The sequence below is a fragment of the Variovorax boronicumulans NBRC 103145 genome (genome assembly GCF_001591345.1).
GTDB classification, from domain to species: Bacteria; Pseudomonadota; Gammaproteobacteria; order Burkholderiales; family Burkholderiaceae_C; genus Variovorax; species Variovorax boronicumulans.
In genome coordinates this window covers 1-19,269 of record NZ_BCUS01000001.1, presented here as the reverse complement: position 1 = coordinate 19,269, position 19,269 = coordinate 1, and the positions used below count along the sequence as shown (strand labels likewise).

Sequence of the window (19,269 nt, the reverse complement as noted above, 5' to 3'; positions counted from 1 at the left end):
GTCAGCTGTCCTGCTGGGCCAGAGCGTCGGTGCTCGAATTCGGCCGCCAGGCGGCGCGTGCCTTGCTGGCGGCGGCGATGGATTGCTCCAGGCCCTGCAGGTCGCCGGCGGTCATCAGCGTCTCGAGGTCGTCGAGCGCCTTGCGGAAGGCCTGCGACTGCTGCAGCACCTGCTCGCGGTTGGCGAGCAGCACGTCGCGCCACATGACGGGGTCGCTGGCGGCGATGCGCGAGAAGTCGCGAAAGCCCGGTCCCGCGAGGCTCAGGAAGCGGTCGCCCTGCGGCTGGCCGATGAGGGCGTTGGTGTAGGCAAAGGCCAGCAGGTGCGGCAGGTGGCTCACGGCGGCGAAGGCGGCGTCGTGCTCTTCGTGCGTCATGGTGACGACGTTGGCGCCGATGCCGCTCCACACCTGCGAGGCGCGCTGCACGTTGGAGCGCAGCGTGGTCTTGACGGGGGTCAGCACGACCTGGCGGCCGGTGAACAGCGAGGCTTCGGCATGCTCGATGCCGGAGACTTCCTTGCCGGCGATCGGGTGCGCCGGCACGAAGCTGGCGAACTGCTTTTGCAGGCCGTTGCGCGCGGCCTCGATCACGTCGCCCTTGGTCGAGCCCACGTCCATCACCAGCGTGTCGGCCGAGATGCCGTGGCGGATGGCCTTGAAGGTGGCTTCCGAGGCGGCCACCGGCACGGCCAGCAGCACGATGTCGGCGCCCGACACCGCCAGCAGCGCCGAGGGCGCCGCCACGTCGATCACGCCGAGCTGGCGCGCCCGTTCGGTGGTGGAGGGCGACTTGCTGTAGCCCACCACGCGTTTCACCAGCTTCGCGCGCTTGAGCGCGAGCGCAAAGGAGCCGCCCATGAGGCCGCAGCCGATCAATCCCAGTTGCTCGAACATCGCGTCGGTCCGTTCGGCTCAGGCTTTGATCGGGTAGGCGCCGAGCACCTTGTAGAAGGCGCAGAGGCCGCGCAGTTCGGCCAGCGCCGCGGCCACGTTGGGCTGCGAGGGATGGCCGTCGAGGTCGATGTAGAAGTAGTACTCCCACTGGCCGGTGCGCGCGGGGCGCGACTCGAAGCGCGTCATCGACACGTTGTTGGCCTTCAGGGGCACCAGCAGGTCGTGCACCGCGCCGGGGCGGTTGGGCACCGAGACGATCAGGCTCGTGCAGTCCTTGCCCGAGGCCGGCGGCATGGCCAGCGTCTGCGGCAGGCAGATCACCGAGAAGCGGGTGCGGTTGTACGAGTCGTCCTGGATGGCGTGCGCCACGATGTGCAGGCCGAAGCGGGTGGCGGCGCGTTCGCCGGCCAGCGCGGCCCAGGCCGGGTTGGTGGCCGCGAGGCGCGCGCCTTCGGCGTTGCTCGACACGGCGCGCCGCTCGGCGTTGGGCAGGTGCTTGGACAGCCAGGTCTGGCACTGCGCCAGTGCCTGCGGGTGGGCCAGCACGGCCTCGACGCCTTCGAGCGAATTGCTGCTGCGCATCAGGTGGTGGCGCACCAGCAGGCTGACTTCGCCGACGACATGGGTGGGCGAGTGCAGGAACAGGTCGAGCGAGCGCGTGACCACGCCTTCGGTCGAGTTTTCGACGCCGACCACGCCGTACTGGGCGCTGCCCGCGGCGGTGGCGTGGAACACCTCATCGAAGCTGGCGCAGTAGATCAGGTCGGCGGCGCCGCCGAAGTACTCGATGGCGGCCTGTTCGCAGAAGGTGCCCTCGGGGCCAAGCACCGCCACGCGCTGGGGCGATTCGAGTGCCAGGCAGGCCGACATGATCTCGCGCCAGATGGCCGCGACATGGAGGTCCTTGAGCGGACCGCCATTGCTTTTCTGCATCTTGTCGATGACCGCGGCGACGCGGTCGGGGCGGAAGAAGGGTGTGCCTTCGCGCTTCTTGACCTCGCCGACCAACTCGGCCACATGGGCACGCTCATTGAGCAGGCTCAGCAGCCGTTGGTCGAGGGAGTCGATCTGCACGCGCAGACCGGCCAGGCTTTCGGAATTGTCGGGGGTGGTGGGTGGTGTGGGGGCAGAGGCGGTCATCGGTGCGAGCAACAGGGCATGCGCCTACGCATGCGATCGCTCGAATTCTCTCATGTAGGCCACCAAGGCCTGCACCCCTGCCAGCGGCATGGCGTTGTAGATGCTTGCGCGCATGCCGCCGACCGACTTGTGGCCCTTGAGCTGCAGCAGTCCGGCTTCGCGCGCGCCGGCCAGAAAGGCCTCGTTGCGCCCCTCGTCGGCCAGGAAGAACGGCACGTTCATGCGCGAACGACAGTTGGCGTCGATGCGGTTGGCGTAGAAGTCGGAGCCGTCGATGAAGTCGTACAGCAGCTTCGCCTTCTCGACATTGCGCTGCTCCATGGCGGCAACGCCGGTGAGCGCGCCTTCGGTCTGCTGCAGCAGCCACTGGAACGTGAGCCCCGCCATGTAGATGCCCCAGGTCGGCGGGGTGTTGTACATGGAGTGGTTGTCGGCCACGGTCTTGTAGTTGAACGCGCTCGGGCAGATCTCGAGCGCGTGCCCCAGCAGGTCGTCGCGCACGACCACGATGGTCAGGCCGGCGGGGCCGAGGTTCTTCTGGGCGCCGCCGAAGGCCAGGCCGACGCGGCTCCAGTCGACGCTGCGCGAGGCGACGTGGGAAGAAAAATCGATGACCAGCGGCGCCTTGCTGCCGAGCGCGGCCAGGTCGGGCAGTTGCTGGAACTCGATGCCGTTGATGGTCTCGTTGCTGCACACGTGCACGTACGAGGCTTCGGCGGACAGCTGCCAGCTGGCGGGATCGGGCAGCTTCGTGTGCTGGTTGTCGGCGTTGCTGGCCGCCACGCGGGCGGTGCAGTAGCGCTGCGCTTCCTTGTGCGACTTGGCGCTCCAGCTGCCGGTGACGACGAAGTCGGCAACGCCGCCGCGTGACAGGTTCAGCGGCACGATGGCGTTCTCGCCGAGGCCGCCACCCTGCATGAACAGGATGTGAAAGTGCGAGGGGATGGCCAGCAGCGTACGGATGTCGGCTTCGGCCTGGGTGCAGATGGCACCGAATTCCTTGCCGCGATGGCTCATCTCCATCACGCTCATGCCGCTGCCCTGCCAATCGAGCATTTCGGAAGCGGCGCGTTGCAGCACCGCCTCCGGCATGGCAGCCGGACCGGCCGAAAAGTTGTAGGGGCGCTTGCCGGCCGGCGTCTGCTGCTGGGTCACGTTGCTTTACTTCTTGGCGGGAGCCTTGGCAGCGGGTGCCTTGGCGGGAGCTGCTGCGCCGTCGGTCGGAGCACCGAGGGCCTTGGCGACGTTGGTGTCGAGTGCGCGCATCTTGGGTTCGATGGTGGCGCGGGTTTCGGTCACCAGCTTTTCCGTCAGAGCGGTCTGCATCTTCGGGTTCAGTTCCTGGTACTTCTTGCTCAGGGGCGAGTTGATCCAGGCCAGCAGCTGCTTGAGCTCGTCTTCGCTGAAGTTCTGCTCGAGGATGGGCGTGAGGGCGCCAGGGGCGATCTGCACGGCCTTGTCGCGCACCAGCGGGTAGGCGTCGTCGAAGTACTTCTTCAGCTCGGCGTCAGCGGCCTTGGCGGCGGATTCGCGCTTGGCTTCGGGCACCTGGGTCTGCAGGTACTGCGAACCGGCTTGCGCGATGGGGGCGCTCGACTGCTCGATCAGGCCGCGTGCCAGCGACTCGATGCCGGGGCGCTGGATCTCGATGAACTGCTTGATCAGCGTGGCCTTGTCCTGGGCCATGGCGGCCATGGACGAGCCGGCGAGGGCAGCGGTCAGGAGTGCGAGCTTGAGTTGTTTTTTCACTGAGGATTCTCCGTTGAAGATGTGGAAGTGTCGTCTGCGTCCGGCTCACCTTCGCCGTTCGCGTCGTTTTCGACGATGCGTTGAAGCCCGCTGAGTTTGGCGCCTTCGTCGAGCCCGATCAGCGTGACGCCTTGCGTCGCCCGACCCAGTTCGCGAATCTCGGCCACACGGGTGCGCACGAGCACACCCTTGTCGGTGATGAGCATGATCTCATCGTCCGCATGAACGAGCGTGGCGGCAACGACCTTGCCGTTGCGCTCACTCTGTTGAATCGCGATCATGCCTTTGGTTCCGCGGCCATGACGCGTGTATTCGGTAATGCTTGTGCGTTTTCCGTAACCATTTTCGGTGGCGGTGAGCACGCTCTGCTGCTCGTCCTCGGCCACCAGCATGGCGATCACGCCCTGGCCCGGCTCCAGTGACATGCCGCGCACGCCGCGGGCGTTGCGGCCCAGCGGGCGGACGTCTTCCTCGTCGAAGCGCACGGCCTTGCCGTTATCGCTGAAGAGCATCACGTCGTGCTTGCCGTCGGTCAGCGCCGCGCCGATGAGGTAGTCGCCTTCATCGAGGTTCACGGCAATGATGCCGCCCTTGCGCGGGTTGCTGAATTCGTCGAGCGCCGTCTTCTTGACCGTGCCCATCGAGGTCGCCATGAACACGTACTGGTCGGCCGGGAAGTTGCGCTTCTCGCCGGTGAGGGCGAGCGCGACGTTGATCTTCTCGCCTTCCTGCAGCGGGAACATGTTGACGATGGGGCGTCCGCGCGAACCGCGCGAACCCGCCGGCACTTCCCACACCTTGAGCCAGTACAGCCGGCCGCGGTTGGAGAAGCACAGGATGTAGTCGTGCGTGTTGGCGATGAAGAGCTGATCGATCCAGTCGTCGTCCTTGGTGGACGTGGCCTGCTTGCCGCGCCCGCCGCGCTTTTGCGCGCGGTACTCGCCCAGCGGCTGGCTCTTGATGTAGCCGCTGTGCGAGAGCGTGACGACCATGTCGGTCGGCGTGATCAGGTCTTCGGTCGAGAGGTCGTAGGCACTGTGCTCGACCAGGCTGCGGCGCGCGCCGATCTTCGACTGGCCGAATTCCTGCTTGATCTCGCCGAGTTCGTCGCCAATGATGATCGAGACGCGCTCGGGCTTGGCCAAGATGTCGAGCAGGTCGTCGATCTCGGCCATGACGTCCTTGTACTCGGCGACGATCTTGTCCTGCTCGAGGCCGGTCAGGCGCTGCAGACGCATCTGCAGGATTTCCTGCGCTTGCGTTTCCGACAAGCGGTACAGGCCGTCGCCGCCCATGCCGTATTCACGCTCGAGGCCTTCGGGGCGGTAGTCGTCGGCGTTGATCACGCCGCCGTCGGCGCGCGAACGCGTGAGCATTTCGCGCACCAGCTTGCTGTCCCAGCTGCGGGTCATGAGCTCGGCCTTGGCGACCGGTGGGGTGGGCGATTCGCGGATGATGCGGATGAACTCGTCGATGTTGGCCAGCGCCACCGCCAGGCCTTCGAGCACGTGGCCGCGTTCGCGGGCCTTGCGCAGCGTGAAGACGGTGCGGCGCGTGACCACTTCGCGGCGGTGCTGCAGGAAGACCTCGATCAGGTCCTTCAGGTTGCACAGCTTGGGCTGGCCGTCGACCAGCGCCACCATGTTGATGCCGAAGGTGTCCTGCAGCTGGGTCTGCTTGTAGAGGTTGTTGAGCACCACCTCGGGCACTTCGCCGCGCTTGAGCTCGATCACCAGGCGCATGCCCGACTTGTCGGACTCGTCCTGGATGTGGCTGATGCCTTCGATCTTCTTCTCGTGCACCAGCTCGGCCATGCGCTCCTGCAGCGTCTTCTTGTTGACCTGGTAGGGGAGCTCGTCGACGATGATCGCCTGGCGCTGGCCGCGGTCGATGTCCTCGAAGTGGCACTTGGCGCGCATCACGACCTTGCCGCGGCCGGTGCGGTAGCCGTCCTTCACGCCGTTGATGCCGTAGATGATGCCGGCGGTGGGGAAGTCGGGCGCCGGCACGATTTCCATCAGTTCGTCGATGCTCGCCTGCGGATTGCGCAGCAGATACAGGCAGGCATCCACCACTTCATTCAGGTTGTGCGGCGGGATATTGGTGGCCATGCCGACCGCAATACCGCCGGAGCCATTGACCAGCAAATTCGGCAGCTGGCTGGGCAAAACTTTCGGTTCTTTTTCGGAGCCGTCGTAATTGTCCTGAAAGTCGACAGTTTCCTTGTCGATATCGGCCAGCATTTCGTGCGCAATTTTGGCCAGCCGGATTTCCGTATAACGCATTGCGGCGGCGTTGTCGCCGTCGACCGACCCGAAGTTGCCCTGGCCGTCGACCAGCATGTGGCGCATCGAGAAGTCCTGGGCCAGCCGGACGATGGTGTCGTAGACCGACTGGTCGCCGTGCGGGTGGTACTTACCGATCACGTCACCGACGATACGGGCCGACTTCTTGTACGGCCGGTTCCAGTCGTTGTTGAGCTCGTGCATCGCGTACAGCACGCGCCGGTGCACCGGCTTGAGGCCGTCGCGGGCGTCAGGAAGCGCCCGGCCGACGATCACGCTCATGGCGTAATCGAGGTAGCTGCTGCGCATTTCCTCTTCGAGACTGATGGGCAGGGTTTCTTTGGCGAAGGAGGTCATGAGCAAGAGGCTGGCGGCAGGAAGGCGAAATTTTACGCTGTGAGGGGTGTCGCACCGCCGCAACACAAGGGCTCTATTCCGCCTCCGTCCTACGCTTCAGGGGCGTCCAGCGGCCTGTTTGCCAAAGACCCTATGGCACAATCGTCTCAACGTTTTGGGTGGTGGTCACTTAAAGCGTCCTTGATTCGCAGCGCGGCTGCGGCTTTTTCCCCAAGAGGAGAACCATGAAGAAACTGAATAAAGTGGCGATGATGTTTGCAGTCGCTGCGCTCGCCACTGCCGCCGGCGCGCAGACCCGTGTCACCGCTGCGAACGGCGGTCCTACGATCGACAACTGGCAAAACGGCACCGGCGAACTGGTCTGGAAGAACGGCACGAACGAACTGTGCTGGCGCGATGCCAACTGGACGCCCGCAACGGCTGCCGCCGGTTGCGACGGCGCTCTGGTTCCGGCTGCTCCGGCTGCTGTGGCTCCCACGCCTGGCGCTCCGGTCGCTCCGCCTGCCGCACAAGTCGCTGCTTCGAAGGTCACCTTCGCTGCTGACGCCTTCTTCGACTTCGACAAGTCGGTGCTGAAGCCCGAAGGTCGCGCCAAGCTGACCGACCTGGTCGAGAAGATCCGTGGCGTGAACCTCGAAGTCATCATCGCTGTGGGTCACACCGACTCCATCGGTACCGACGCCTACAACCAGCGTCTGTCGGTGCGTCGCGCCGAAGCCGTCAAGGCCTTCCTGGTCTCGAAGGGCATCGAACGCAACCGCGTCTACACCGAAGGCAAGGGCGAGAAGCAGCCTGTGGCTGACAACCGCACCAAGGAAGGCCGCGCCAAGAACCGTCGCGTGGAAATCGAAGTGGTTGGCACCCGCGCCAACTGATCGATCGATTCCATCGACGAATGAAAACCCCGCCTCGGCGGGGTTTTTTTATGCCTGCCGTATTTGCGGCCGTGCCTGATGCAAGCCCATTGCGTTCGAGCCGGGCTTTGCTCGCTTCATAATTGCCCCATGACAGAAAACGTGAATGCAGACCCGGCCGAACTGGCCAAGTTTTCGGAACTCGCACACCGGTGGTGGGATTTGGAGAGCGAATTCCGCCCGCTGCACGAAATCAATCCATTGCGGCTGGAATGGATTGACGGTATTGCACCTATTTCGGGCCAGCGCGTGGTCGATATCGGCTGCGGCGGCGGCATCCTGGCCGATTCGATGGCGCGCAAGGGCGCCGACGTGCTGGGCGTCGACCTCGCGACCAAGGCGCTCAAGGTCGCCCAACTGCACGCTCTCGAAGCCGGGACGCGCGGCGTCAAGTACCGCGAAATCAGTGCCGAGGCGCTCGCGGCCGAGCAGCCTGGCAGCTTCGATGTGGTCACCTGCATGGAAATGCTGGAGCACGTGCCCGATCCGGCATCGGTGATCCAGGCCTGCGCCACCCTGGTGAAGCCGGGCGGCTGGGTGTTCTTCTCGACCATCAACCGCAACCTGAAGTCCTTCATGCTGGCGATCGTGGGCGCCGAGTACGTCCTGGGCATGCTGCCGCGCGGCACGCACGAGTATCCGAAGCTGATCCGCCCCAGCGAACTGGCCGGCTACTGCCGCGCTGCCCGCCTGGACCTGCGCCACACCCGGGGCATGGAATACAACCCGCTGACCCGCCGCTACTGGCTCAGTGCCGACACCAGCGTCAACTACCTCTTCGCGACCCAGAAGCCGGCGCTGCCGGAGGCGCAGGGATGATGAAGATCGGGAGCGCGACCACACAGGCCATCCTGTTCGACCTCGACGGCACGCTGATCGACAGCGCGCCCGACCTGGGTGCGGCGGCTGACAAGATGCGCACCGACCGCGGCCTGGCGCCTTATCCGCTGGAGCGCTACCGCCCGATGGCCGGCGCCGGCGCACGCGGCATGCTCGGCATTGCCTTCGGCATCACGCCCGAGGCGCCGGAGTTCGATGCGCTGCGCGAGGAGTTCTACGTCGGCTACGAGCGCCGCATGCTGCTCAACACCCTGGTGTTCGACGGCGTGGCGCCGCTGATCGAGGCGATCCGCGAGCGCGGCCTGCGCTGGGGCGTGGTCACCAACAAGTCGGCCCGCTTCACCGAACCGCTGACCGCCGCGATGCCGCTCTTCGCGAGCGCCGGCGCGATCGTGAGCGGCGACACCACGCCGTTCGCCAAGCCGCACCCCGAGCCGTTGCACGAGGCGGCGCGTCGCCTCGGCGTGGCGCCCGAGGCCTGCATCTACGTGGGGGACGACGAGCGCGACATCATCGCGGGCCGCGCCGCGGGCATGGGAACCGTGGCGGCCACCTACGGTTACATGGGTTCGCAGGCCGATGCGGCGCTGTGGAAAGCCGATGCCTCAATCTCTTCGCCCCTGGAGCTCTTGAAGTTACTCAATAGCGCCTAAAATGAGTCGCTTGGGGCTGCACTGGTTTCGACGTGGGTTCGGAGTCGCAGCGGGGCATGTCGAGCTGAATGCGCTCGTAAAACAGATTCAAACAAACTAACTGCAAACGACGAACGTTTCGCACTCGCTGCTTAATTGCCAGTGAGCCTTGCAACAGTTGGCCGATGGGCTGGGCAAGGGGGTCTGGAGCAATCCTGACCTCCCGGCTGCAAGGATAATTACATGGGCTGGCTCCGATCCGGGTACCTTGGGTCGGGGCGAGAAAATAGGGTGCTGGCGTCCGGTTTAGCGTGTGACTGCGCGACTCCGGAAGCGAGACTTAAATCAGATCACTACACATGTAGAACTGCGCGATGAAGGCTTGCGGACGGGGGTTCAAATCCCCCCAGCTCCACCACACAACGACCTAGGGCGTTCACTGAAATTCAGTGAACGCCCTTTTTCATTGGCCAGGCGGCTGTTGACTGTGCTTCGCCGTCTCACTCGGGATGTCTGCGTCTGGATGACGACCCCTGCAGTCCCGTCGATGGGGTTCACTCCACACGCTAGCTAGTCGATCGCGATCTTGTTCTTCTTCACGAGGTCTGCCCAGCGCCGCATGTCGGTGTGGATGTAGTCGGCGGTCTGCTTCGCGCTGTGGACTTCAGGAAACATGCCGACGTTCTCGAAGCCTTTCATCACCTCCGGGTCCTTCAGGGCTTGTGCCACCGCTTCGTTGAGGCGATCGCTTCGGTCTGCCGGGATGCCTGCGCGCGCAGCGAGGACGAACCACTGACTGGCCTCGAAGTTGGCGATGCCCGCTTCCCTGAGTGTCGGCACTTCGGGCAAGGAGGCAGAGCGGGTCGCCGTGGAAACCCCGTACGCCTTGAGCTTGCCGGACTTGATGTGCGGGAGCACGGGCGTGATGCCCAGTACCGCCAGCGGGATCTGTCCACCGATCACGTCGGTCACCGCCTGGTTGCCGCCTTTGTAGGGCACATGCGTCATCGTCACGCCTGTCAGTGCCTGGATGAGTTCCCCGGTCAGGTGCTGGCCGGTGCCGTTGCCGGAGGAGCCGTAGCTGTACTTGTCCGGGTGGGCGGATGCGTCTGCGAGCAAGGCCTTGAGGTCCTTGGGTGCATCGGGCCGTGCCGGTCCCACGAGGACGGTGGAGCCTTTGGCGAGCATGGCGATGGCGCTCATCTCCTTGCCGATCTGCGGCATCGGGATGCTCGTGAGCACCGGGCCGGGAACCGTCACCAGGGTGTAGCCGTCGGCCGGCTGGGTTGCCACATACCGCAGCGCGAGCGAGCCCGTGGCGCCGGGCTTGTTGTCGACCACGATGGGCTGGCCGAGCGTCGCTTCCAGCTTGCGGGCGACGAGGCGCGTGACAACATCGACGCTGCCCCCGGGGGGGTAGCCGACGACCCAGGTGATCGCTCGCGAGGGGTACTTCTCTTGCGCGAGCGTCGCAGAAGACGCCAGCGCCGTGAGTGCGCAGAAGATCAGAAAGAGGCCTCGGCGGCCGCCTGGATGCTTGGACATGGGGTGAGCCTTCTGGGACGGTGGAGAGATGCGCGAGCGCGTCGGGGATTCCGCGGCCTCAGTCCGGCGCTCCCGGCGCCGTGTGAGGATGTGCTGCCGCACTCTGATGAAAGGCGCGGACCATCCGCTGGATCGGCCCCAGGACCCACGTGTTGTAGACGAGCACATCCGACTCCTCCTTGGGGTCGCGCGTGATGTTGAAGAGATAGGGCGACTCGAGCTTGCCCTTGCCTTCGTTCACCTCGGGCTCCCAGTAGAGATGCAGCTTCCAGTCGCGCCACTTCACTGCGCGCAGCTCGTTCTTGATATGGAAGAGAAAGCCCTCGCGCAAGGACTTCTGCTCGCCGAGGAAGAAGGGCATCTGGTCCATGCCGTCGATCGGCCTGTCCTCGGGAATGCGGGCGCCACCCGCGCGTGCCAGCGTGGAGAAGAGGTCCGTGACGTGCACGATCTCGTTGCTCACCCGACCCGCGGCGATCTTGCCCGGCCAGCGCACGATGCACGGCACGCGCAGGCTGCCTTCCATGGCCGTGTGATAGGTGCCGCGCCAGGGGCCGGCCGTGCCGCGGTACGGAGCGCGGAACTCGGGGCCGTTGTCGCTCGCGAAGATGAAGAGGGTGTCTTCTGACATGCCGAGGCGCTCGATCTCGTCGATGACCTGGCCCACGCGGTGGTCCATCTCCACCATGGAATCGGCGAAATCGCCATGGCCGGTGCGGCCCGCGAAATCGCGGTGAGGCAGGGTGGGAAAGTGCAGGTGCGTGAGCGGCAGGTAAAGGAAGAACGGCTTCTGTACCGCGTGGTTGCGCTGGATGAATGCCAGGGCCCGGTTCGTCAGCGTCTCGTCGATGCGCCGGCGCGAATCCAGGTTGTATTCCTCGACGTTCTGCGAAGGCGCACCGGCACGGCCCTGCATGATGTACGGGATGTCCGCCACGCTCGGGTCGTAGCCGACGCTGGCCGTGAACTGGCTCTCGTCCGTGGTGCGCGGAATGCCGTACCACTCGTCGAATCCCCGGTCGCTCGGGAAACGGCCTTCCACATCGCCCAGGTGCCACTTGCCGTAGTGCGCAGTCGCATAGCCCTGTGCCGAGAGCAGCTGCGCCAGCGTGATCTCGCGGCGTGCCAGGCCCTGAGGCAGGCCGGGCGGCACCGACTGCAGGCAGCCCGTGCGGATCGGGTGCCGCCCGCTCATCAGCGCGGAGCGCGTCGGCACGCAATCGCTCTCGACATTGAAGTTCTGCAGCAGAAGGCCTTGGCTGGCGAGCGCGTCGATGCGTGGCGTGGGCGCGCCCCGCAGCGCTCCGCCGCCGTAGCAGCCGAGCTCGCCCCAGCCGAGGTTGTCGGCAAGGATGAGAACGATGTTGGGTGGGTTCATGGAGGGACTCATTGCGACTGCAGTCTAGGAACGGCTAGGATTCGGGTGTTTCCAATTGGGAAATCTTTGTTAACTTTTATTCATGTCCTTCTCGGCACGCGACCTCGACTACTTCCTGGAAGTGGCGCGCCATGGGCAGCTGTCCCGTGCAGCAACCAGCCTGACGGTGACGGCCGCGGCGCTTTCCAAGGCGATCCGCCGGCTGGAGGACGAGATGGGGCTCGGCCTCTTCGAGCGCTCGGGCCACGGCATGACGCTCACGCCGTTCGGCGTCGCGTTCCGCGAACGTGCGCAACGCATGAAGTCCGAGCACGACGAGGCGCTTCGTCATGCGGGCGACGTCCGCGCGGGACGTGCCGGGCTCATCCGCGTGGGCGCGACGCTGGCGGTTCTGGATGCCGTGCTCTCACCGGCGCTTGCGGCCCTGCAGCCCCGTCGCCCGGGCATGCATGTGCGCCTGGAAGTGGCGTCTTCGGACGAGTTGATCGACTGGACGCGCCAGGGCCTGCTCGATGTCGCCGTGATTCCGACCTATGAATCCATGCCGCACGGCCTGGTGCATGAGGATCTGCTGACCGATGCGCTCGTCGCCGTGGCGCGCGTGGGGCATCCGGTCTTCGCGCGTCGCCGTCTCACGATGGGCGATCTGTCGAAGTTCTCCTGGGTGCTGCCGTCCGTTCACTCGGCTGCACGCGCGAAGCTGGACGAGGTATTTCGCTGCGCGGGCGCGACGCCGCCGCAAGGCGCGATCGAGGTGCACTTCAATGCGTCATGGTCGCTGCCGGTGCTTGCAGCGACCGATCTGATGGGCATCGTCCCGGTCTCCGTGCTCGCGCTGCCCCAGGCGCGTGGCGTCAAGGTGATTCCCGTCGACGCGCTGTCGATTCCGAGGCGCATTTCGCTTTTCTCACGTCCGAATACCTACCGCTCCCCACTCCTCGAGGAGTTCGTGCAGGCGCTCAAGGCACTGGCGCCGGCGCAGCGAAGCAGCGCGGCGCGCAAGGGATGACGGACGCTCGCTGAGGCCGTTTTCAGGCCGCGGTCGCCGCCTTCACCGGCCAGTCGCGCAACTTGCCCGGGTTCAGCAAGCCCATCGGATCGAAGCGCTGCTTCACCTCGATGACTTCCGGCGGCAGCGGCCCGCCGGCCTTGCCGTCTTCCACGATGTTCACGTGCGGGTTGTTGATGTGCACCTGGTGCGTGCGGTGGATGTCGATGATCTCGTTCAGCCGCTGCTCGGTGCTGAAGCGCACCAGCTGCAGCCCGCTGCAGGTCAGCAGCCCCGCCGCGTTGCGCAGGAACTCGACGTGCATCATGACCTCGCCGCCCAGCAGTTTCTCCATCTCGATGACCTGCTCGACATGCCGGCCGGGGATGAACCCGCTTTGCAGGTAGGTCAGCGTCGGGTCGATCTTCAGCGCGTGCAGCGTCGTGTGGTTCCAGGTGAACTCCATCAGCGTGCGGTTGCTCTTCTGCACTTCGGCGGCCGTCTTGCGGTAGCTCACGGTGCCGCCGTGCGCTTGCACCAGCAGCATCATGGCCGGCTCGCTCTGCTCGGCCACCAGCGACAGCACCGTGTGGCAGCCCTTCGGCAGGTGCGCCGCCAGCTGCGCGAGGTGGTCGGCGATGGGCGCGGCGAAGAAGGTCACGCCGCGCTTCACGATGCCCGGCGCATGCGCGAGCTTGTCCGCGAAGTTCAGCGCGTTCTCGAAGTCGTCGAAGGTCACCAGCGTCTCGAGCCACGGATGCGCGGGCGCCAGCGCGATCTCCAGCTCCAGCACGAGGCCGTTGGTGCCCCACAGGTGGTGCATGCGCATCGCCTCGGCGCCGCGCAGTTCGATCACCTGCGGCTCGGCCTCGATGGTCATCGCGCGAATGCCCAGCACATTGCCGGGGGCGCCCAGCGGCCCGTAGTTGATCGAGCCCACACCGCCGAAGCCGCCACCGAACAGGCCGCCCAGCGTCGCGCTGCGGTAGGTCGAGGGCACGCAGCGCATCTCCTGGCCGGTGGGTTTCGTCTGCTTCTCGAGTTCGCCCAGGCGGATGCCGGCTTGCGCGCGCGCCACGCCGGGCTGCACCCACAGGCAGGCGTTGTAGCCCGTCATGTCGAGCACCACGCCGCCGGCGAGCGGCGTGGTCTGGCCGTAGTTGCCGGTGCCGCTGCCGCGGATGGTGATGGGCACGCCGCGGCGCGCGCAGGCGCCCACCACCGCGCGGATGTCTTCTTCGGTGCGCGGGCGCACCACCACGTCGGCGCGCTTGTCCTTCAGCTGGCGGGTGAGCACCGGGCTGAACCAGGAGAAGTCCTGCGAGAGGCGCGTGACGCGGCCTTCGTCGGTGATCCAGTCGAGGTCGGGGAGTTCGAGCAGCAGTTGTTCGATGGCGCAAGCGGGAGCGTTCATGGTCGATTTCAATCCTGGGAAAGTTCGCTCGCGTGCCACGAGCCCAGCGCCACCTTGGTGAGCCAGGCCATCAGCACGAAGAGCGCGACACCGGTGAGGGAGATGAGCAACAAGGCCGCGAACATGCGCGGAATGTTCAGCTGGAAGCCCGCCTGCAGGATCTGGTAGGCCAGCCCCGCGCCCGAGCCGCCCGTGCCGGCCACGAACTCCGCCACCACCGCGCCGATCAGCGCCAGGCCGCTGGAGATGCGCAGCCCGCCGAAGAAGTAGGGCAGCGCGCTCGGAATGCGCAGTCGCACCAGCTGCTGCCAGCGCGTGGCGCGGTTCAGCTTGAAGTAGCTCTGCAGGTCGGGGTCGATGCTGCGCAGGCCCAGCGTGGTGTTGCTGATGATGGGAAACAGCGCCACCAGCGCCGCGCACACCGTCATGGCCGCCACCGGGTTCTTCACCCAGATGATGATCAGCGGCGCCACGGCCACGATGGGCGTCACCTGCAGCAGCACCGCGTACGGAAAGAGGGCGGTCTCGATGCGCTTGCTCTGCACGAACAGGAACGAGATCAGCACGCCCGCCACCGTGGCCAGCGCGAACGACAGCACCGTGATCTTCAGCGTGACCAGGAGCGCGCTGCCCAGCGGCGCCCAGTCGGTCACCAGCGTCTGCATCATCAGCCAGGGCGAGGGCACGAGGTAGGGCGGCAGCTCCATGGCCACCACCATCCACTGCCACAGCGCGACCAGCACCACGCCGATGAGCACCGGGTAGAGCACGCGCTGCACGCGCGGCTGACTCAACAGGGGCGTCGCGGGCTTTGTCGCTGTCTTCATGGCGCGGCCTCCTCTTCTTCTGTGGTGCTGGCGCGCAGCAGGCTGTCCTGCAACTGCTTCGCGTGGCGCGCGAACGCGGGCGTGACCATGAAGTCGGCCTGGCGCGGGTAGGGCTCGTCGATCTGGAACTGCTCGACCACGCGACCTGGCCGCGCGGCCATCATCACCACGCGGCTTGAGAGGAACACCGCCTCGTGAATCGAGTGCGTCACGAAGATCACCGTGAGCTTTTTCTTGCGCCACAGCTCGAGCAGGTCGGCGTCGAGCTTGTGGCGCGTGATCTCGTCGAGTGCGCCGAAGGGTTCGTCCATCAGCAGCAGGTCGGGCTGCGTGACCAGGCCGCGCGCGATCGACACGCGCATCTGCATGCCGCCCGACAGCGCACGCGGCAGCGCACTGGCGAACTTCTCCAGCCCCACGAGCGCGAGCGATTCCGTCACCCGCGCATCGGCCTCCTTGCGGGGCACGCCCGCCAGGTCCAGCGGCAGCCGCACATTGGTCTGCACGCTGGCCCAAGGCATCAGCGTGGGCGACTGGAACACGAACGACAATTTGTGCGGGCAGTCGTGCAACTGCGCCACGGGCTTGCGCCACACCAGCAGGCGCCCGTCGCTGGGTTCGAGCATGCCCGCCACCATCTTCAGCAGCGTGCTCTTGCCGCAGCCCGAGGGGCCGAGCAGCGTGACGAACTCGCCTTCGGCGATCGACAGGTCCACCGGCAGCAGCGCCTGCGTGCCGTTGGCGTAGGTCTTCTCGGCCGAGAGCACTTCCACCGCCGGCACGGCGGGGGTGGTCGGCGGTGCGAGGGTGTGGGGGTCGATGCGGTTCATGAAGAAGAGGCGACGAAGTTCAGGGCAGCACCTTGGCGTCCTTCACGAACTCGGTCGTGTAGGTCTTGGCCAGGTCGACCTTGGCGGGGTCGAGCAGCTTCGCGTTCACCAGGAAGTCGTAGCTCGCCTTGGCGCGCGCATCGGTCATCACGCCGATGCCCAGCTTGGCCGCGTCGCCGCCGGTGACCATGCCCATCTCCTTGAGCTTGGCCACGCTGTAGGCCAGCTGGTCGTCGGTCATGTTGGGGTTGTCCTTCTTGATCAGCGCGTTGGCCGGCGCCGGGTCGGCCAGGTAGCTCTTCCAGCCTTCGGCCGAGGCCTTCACGAAGGCGGCGACCTGCTTGCTGCGCTCCTTCACCGTCTTGTCCATGCACGACACGGTGACGGCGTAGGAGGGATAGCCGTGGTCGCTGAACATCAGCACCGTGCTCTTCACGCCGGCCTTCTGGATGGCGTAGGGCTCGGAGGTCAGGTAGCCCTGCTGCGCGGTGTTCGGGTCGGCCACGAAGGGCTGGATGTTGAAGGTGTAGGGGCGCGTCTGTTCGTCCTTCAGGCCGAAGCGGGCCTTGAGCCACGGCCAGTAGCCGCGGTTGGCCTGCGCGCCGATCAGGAGCGTCTTGCCCTTGAGGTCCTCGAACTTCTTGACGTCGTCGTGCGCGATCAGCACTTGCGGGTCCTTCTGGAAGAAGGCCGCCACGTTGACCACCGGCACGCCGCCTTCGCGCACCTGCATCATCTGGATGTCGCTCGATCCCATGATGCAGTCGGCCTGGCCCGCGGCCATCATCTGCGTGATGTTGACCTGCGGGCCGCCCATGCGGATCGTCACGTCCAGGCCGTGCTTCTTGTAGATGCCCTGCGCCACCGCCTGGTAGAAGCCGCCGTGCTCGGCCTGCGCGTACCAGTTGGTCATGTAGGTGAACTTGTCCTGGGCCTGTGCGGGTGCAACGGCCGTGAGGAGCGAAAGCGCGGCGGCGCCGGCCAGGGAAAGAGCGAAGGAACGCATGGTGGGGACCTCTCGAAGGCGGGATGAAAAAGAAGAACGAAGCCGTTGCAAGGAGCGCGCCTCAGGCCGGCACGAACGACTGCTGGATGAAGCCCTGCTGGTGGCCGCGCTCCCAGGTGGCTTCCTCGCGCACGACCCAGCGCAGCGCATGAAGCTCGGTCAGCGCCTGCGCCCAGCTGTCCGAGAGCGTGTCCAGGATTTCCAGGCCCTGTTCGCGCGTGGCGCTGGTCGGGTCGCCGATCACGCCGCTGGGGCCGAAGTCGCGCGCGGTCCAGGCGCAGGCCGGGCGGCCGTCGGCCGACAGCAGCTTGATCGGGAAGGGCGGCGGAAAGTTGGCCACCGCGCGTTCCATGTGCACGGTGTCGGGCGCCAGCGCGAGCATCAGCGCGGTTTCGGAATGGCCCGCGTGCATCGCGAGCTTCTTCTCCTGCTCGCTCACCTGCCGGCTCGCCGCGCTGGGCAGGCGCGACACGCCGTGCGGCACGATCACGAAGTCGCCATGGCGCAGGCGCAGTTCGCGCGCCGCCATCTCCAGCACCTGCGGCTGGCCGCCGTGCCCGTTGGCGAACAGCAGCTTGCGAAAGCCCGAGCGGTACACCGATTCGCCGATCTCGATCACGGTCGACAGCAGCGTGGTGCCCGTGAGCGTCACCGTGCCGGGAAAGTGCAGGTGCTCTTCCGACTTGCCGTAGGTGATGGGCGGCAGGGCAAAGGCGCGCACCTCGGCCGGCAGCTTCTCCAGCGCCTTGCCCATCACGCCCGAGGCGATCACGCTGTCGACCGAGCACGGCAGGTGCGGGCCGTGCTGCTCGATCGCGCCGCACGGCAGCACGATGACGGTGTTCTCGCGGTCGGGCAGCGCGGCGATTTCGGTCCAGCTCAGGTAGGGCAGGAAACGGTGGGGCGGGATGTAGCCGTGGAGCATGGGGGTCCTTGCTTGTTCTTTATTCAGGGAAGAAAGGCGATGCATCGCCGTGCGTCACGCGGCCGTCGCGCAGCACCACGCGGGTGGCACTGCGCGAGGGCCAGCCGTGGCGGTCGGCCTGCGTGAACAGCACCAGGTCGGCTTTCGCGCCGACCAGCGTGGGCGTCGTCGTGGCGGGCGCGCGTTCCAGCCAGTCGCTGCGGCACAGCGCCTGCGACCAGGTGTCGAAGGGGTCGTCGAGCTGTGCCACCAGCGCAGCGGTGCCCAGCGCCTCGACGGGGTCGAAGCTGCCGAGCCGGCAGAACGGGTCTTGCACGTTGTCGCTCGCGAACAGCAATGGAATGCCGCGCGCATGCGCTTCCTTGACCAGCGTGATGCCGCGCTGGCGCGGCGTGCGCCCGGTGACGGCGTCCTGTAGCAGCAGGTTGGTCGCGGGCAGCGACACCACGGTGATCGGCGCGCGTGCCACGGCGTCCAGCGTGGCGAAGGCCTGCGCCTCGGGCTGGGCCGCCAGCGCGCAGAGGTGGCCGCAGACCACGCGGCCTTCGTAGCCGATCTCGCGCAGCAGGCGCGCGGTGGTCTGCAGGCCCACGGCCGAGGCGTCGAGTTCCTCGTCCACGTGCAGGTCGATGTCGAGCTCGCAGGCCTGCGCCGCCAGCAGCAGGTTGCGCAGCGCGTTCTCGCTCCAATTGGTGGAGTGAACGAAGCCGCCGAGCAATGCGTGCGGTCCGGTGGCCTTCACCAGCCGCGCCAGGCGCAGCGCCTGCGACGCGTCTTCGAACAGGGGCAGCTTGATGAGGGCGACCTGCTCCAGCCGCACCCGGCCGGCCCATTCCTGCGCCAGCTCGGCCATGACGGGCCAGGCCGTGGGCAGCGCATCGGGCTCCCACCAGTCGACGTGCGTGCGCACATGGGCGGTGCCGCATGCCCAGGCCCATTGCAGGCCGCGCGACGCACGCTCGCGCACGTCGGCGGGCGTCCAGTGCACGCGGTCGGCCAGCATCGCGTCGATTGCGCCGAGCAGGCCGGGCTGCACCTTTTGCATGCGCGCCAGCGTGAATGCCTTGTCCAGGTGCGTGTGCGCGTCGACGAAGGCGGGGAGGGCGAGCGTGCCGGCGAGGTCCCAGCCGGCGCCCGGCGTGATGTCCCTCGCGGGCTGCACCGAGCGGACGCGGCCGGCTTCGATGCCGATGCGTGCGAGTTCGGGCACTCCGTGGCGCTGCGGCCAGTCGGCGGGCAGCAGCCAGCGCGGCAGCCGTGCGTTGTCCAGCAGCGCGGGCGCGTTCATGCGAAACGCGCCTCCGCCGGGCCTGCGGGGGCGCTGGTTTCCATCGACAGACGGCAGGCAACGCGGACGTGCATGAATTTGACCAATCAATCAGAGCAACTGGTCAGGTTATGCAAGCGACGTGCCAGTCCGGGTGCACCGGACTGGGGAGGCGGGCTTTAGCCCGCGGCTGATGCGACTACGTTGCCTGGCGCGGCCAGAGCCGCACCGCCAGCGCGGCGGCGGCCGTGGCGGTCGCCAGCGCCGTCACGCCGGC

The 19,269-nt window shown here is 66.6% G+C and carries 17 protein-coding genes and 1 other RNA gene; 5 read left to right on the top strand and 13 right to left on the bottom strand.

The genetic code is table 11. From position 1 onward, the window contains the following. Position 1 precedes the first annotated feature (1 nt). From VBO01S_RS00090 to gyrA, 5 genes are read right to left on the bottom strand one after another with little or no spacing between them, the layout of a single operon-like run. Positions 2 to 895, bottom strand: a complete 894-nt coding sequence (locus tag VBO01S_RS00090) for a prephenate dehydrogenase (RefSeq protein ID WP_062468658.1) — start codon at positions 893 to 895, stop codon at positions 2 to 4. 18 nt (positions 896 to 913) lie between these two features. Continuing rightward, the gene (gene pheA / locus VBO01S_RS00085; RefSeq protein ID WP_062468655.1) at positions 914 to 2,035 is read right to left on the bottom strand and encodes a prephenate dehydratase; all 1,122 of its coding nucleotides are present in this window, start codon (positions 2,033 to 2,035) and stop codon (positions 914 to 916) included. A 24-nt stretch (positions 2,036 to 2,059) separates the two neighbouring features. After that, complete coding sequence (gene serC / locus VBO01S_RS00080; protein WP_062468654.1) at positions 2,060 to 3,190, bottom strand: 3-phosphoserine/phosphohydroxythreonine transaminase; 1,131 nt, start codon at positions 3,188 to 3,190, stop codon at positions 2,060 to 2,062. 6 nt (positions 3,191 to 3,196) lie between these two features. Further along, positions 3,197 to 3,784 carry a DUF2059 domain-containing protein gene (locus VBO01S_RS00075; RefSeq protein ID WP_235926701.1) on the bottom strand — a complete coding sequence of 196 codons (588 nt, stop codon included), beginning with the start codon at positions 3,782 to 3,784 and terminating at the stop codon, positions 3,197 to 3,199. After that, positions 3,781 to 6,426, bottom strand: a complete 2,646-nt coding sequence (gene gyrA, locus VBO01S_RS00070; protein WP_062468652.1) for a DNA gyrase subunit A — start codon at positions 6,424 to 6,426, stop codon at positions 3,781 to 3,783. Before gyrA ends, VBO01S_RS00075 begins: the two co-directional genes overlap by 4 nt. A 224-nt stretch (positions 6,427 to 6,650) precedes the next feature. On the opposite strand from gyrA, the gene ompA reads away from it, so the two are divergent. From ompA to ssrA, 4 genes are all read left to right on the top strand, one after another. Further along, complete coding sequence (ompA, locus tag VBO01S_RS00065; protein WP_062468651.1) at positions 6,651 to 7,301, top strand: outer membrane protein OmpA; 651 nt, start codon at positions 6,651 to 6,653, stop codon at positions 7,299 to 7,301. A 129-nt stretch (positions 7,302 to 7,430) separates the two neighbouring features. Further along, on the top strand, positions 7,431 to 8,159 hold the full coding sequence (ubiG, locus tag VBO01S_RS00060; RefSeq protein ID WP_062468650.1) for a bifunctional 2-polyprenyl-6-hydroxyphenol methylase/3-demethylubiquinol 3-O-methyltransferase UbiG: 729 nt from the start codon (positions 7,431 to 7,433) through the stop codon (positions 8,157 to 8,159). Continuing rightward, a complete protein-coding gene (locus tag VBO01S_RS00055; protein ID WP_157627227.1) occupies positions 8,159 to 8,833 on the top strand; it encodes an HAD family hydrolase in 675 nt (224 codons plus the stop codon). Before ubiG ends, VBO01S_RS00055 begins: the two co-directional genes overlap by 1 nt. Before the next feature lie 12 nt (positions 8,834 to 8,845). After that, positions 8,846 to 9,230: a transfer-messenger RNA gene (gene ssrA, locus VBO01S_RS00050) on the top strand. A 152-nt stretch (positions 9,231 to 9,382) separates the two neighbouring features. Here ssrA and VBO01S_RS00045 read toward each other — a convergent pair. Together VBO01S_RS00045 and VBO01S_RS00040 are read right to left on the bottom strand one after the other, a co-directional pair. Next, the gene (locus tag VBO01S_RS00045) at positions 9,383 to 10,357 is read right to left on the bottom strand and encodes a Bug family tripartite tricarboxylate transporter substrate binding protein (protein ID WP_062468646.1); all 975 of its coding nucleotides are present in this window, start codon (positions 10,355 to 10,357) and stop codon (positions 9,383 to 9,385) included. 58 nt (positions 10,358 to 10,415) lie between these two features. After that, positions 10,416 to 11,735, bottom strand: a complete 1,320-nt coding sequence (locus VBO01S_RS00040; RefSeq protein WP_062468644.1) for an arylsulfatase — start codon at positions 11,733 to 11,735, stop codon at positions 10,416 to 10,418. Between the two features lie 82 nt (positions 11,736 to 11,817). On the opposite strand from VBO01S_RS00040, the gene VBO01S_RS00035 reads away from it, so the two are divergent. Beyond that, a complete protein-coding gene (locus VBO01S_RS00035; RefSeq protein WP_062468642.1) occupies positions 11,818 to 12,744 on the top strand; it encodes a LysR family transcriptional regulator in 927 nt (308 codons plus the stop codon). 22 nt (positions 12,745 to 12,766) lie between these two features. Here VBO01S_RS00035 and VBO01S_RS00030 read toward each other — a convergent pair whose 3' ends face one another. From VBO01S_RS00030 to VBO01S_RS00005, 6 genes are all read right to left on the bottom strand, one after another. Then, complete coding sequence (locus tag VBO01S_RS00030) at positions 12,767 to 14,137, bottom strand: FAD-binding oxidoreductase (RefSeq protein WP_062468640.1); 1,371 nt, start codon at positions 14,135 to 14,137, stop codon at positions 12,767 to 12,769. Between the two features lie 8 nt (positions 14,138 to 14,145). Then, positions 14,146 to 14,964 carry an ABC transporter permease gene (locus tag VBO01S_RS00025; protein ID WP_062468638.1) on the bottom strand — a complete coding sequence of 273 codons (819 nt, stop codon included), beginning with the start codon at positions 14,962 to 14,964 and terminating at the stop codon, positions 14,146 to 14,148. After that, the gene (locus tag VBO01S_RS00020; protein WP_062468636.1) at positions 14,961 to 15,794 is read right to left on the bottom strand and encodes an ABC transporter ATP-binding protein; all 834 of its coding nucleotides are present in this window, start codon (positions 15,792 to 15,794) and stop codon (positions 14,961 to 14,963) included. Before VBO01S_RS00020 ends, VBO01S_RS00025 begins: the two co-directional genes overlap by 4 nt. 19 nt (positions 15,795 to 15,813) lie before the next feature. After that, on the bottom strand, positions 15,814 to 16,800 hold the full coding sequence (locus VBO01S_RS00015) for an ABC transporter substrate-binding protein (protein ID WP_062468632.1): 987 nt from the start codon (positions 16,798 to 16,800) through the stop codon (positions 15,814 to 15,816). Positions 16,801 to 16,861: 61 nt separating this feature from the next. Further along, the gene (locus tag VBO01S_RS00010) at positions 16,862 to 17,725 is read right to left on the bottom strand and encodes a creatininase family protein (RefSeq protein ID WP_062468630.1); all 864 of its coding nucleotides are present in this window, start codon (positions 17,723 to 17,725) and stop codon (positions 16,862 to 16,864) included. Between the two features lie 19 nt (positions 17,726 to 17,744). Continuing rightward, positions 17,745 to 19,013 carry an amidohydrolase family protein gene (locus VBO01S_RS00005; RefSeq protein WP_062468627.1) on the bottom strand — a complete coding sequence of 423 codons (1,269 nt, stop codon included), beginning with the start codon at positions 19,011 to 19,013 and terminating at the stop codon, positions 17,745 to 17,747. Positions 19,014 to 19,269: the final 256 nt, after the last annotated feature.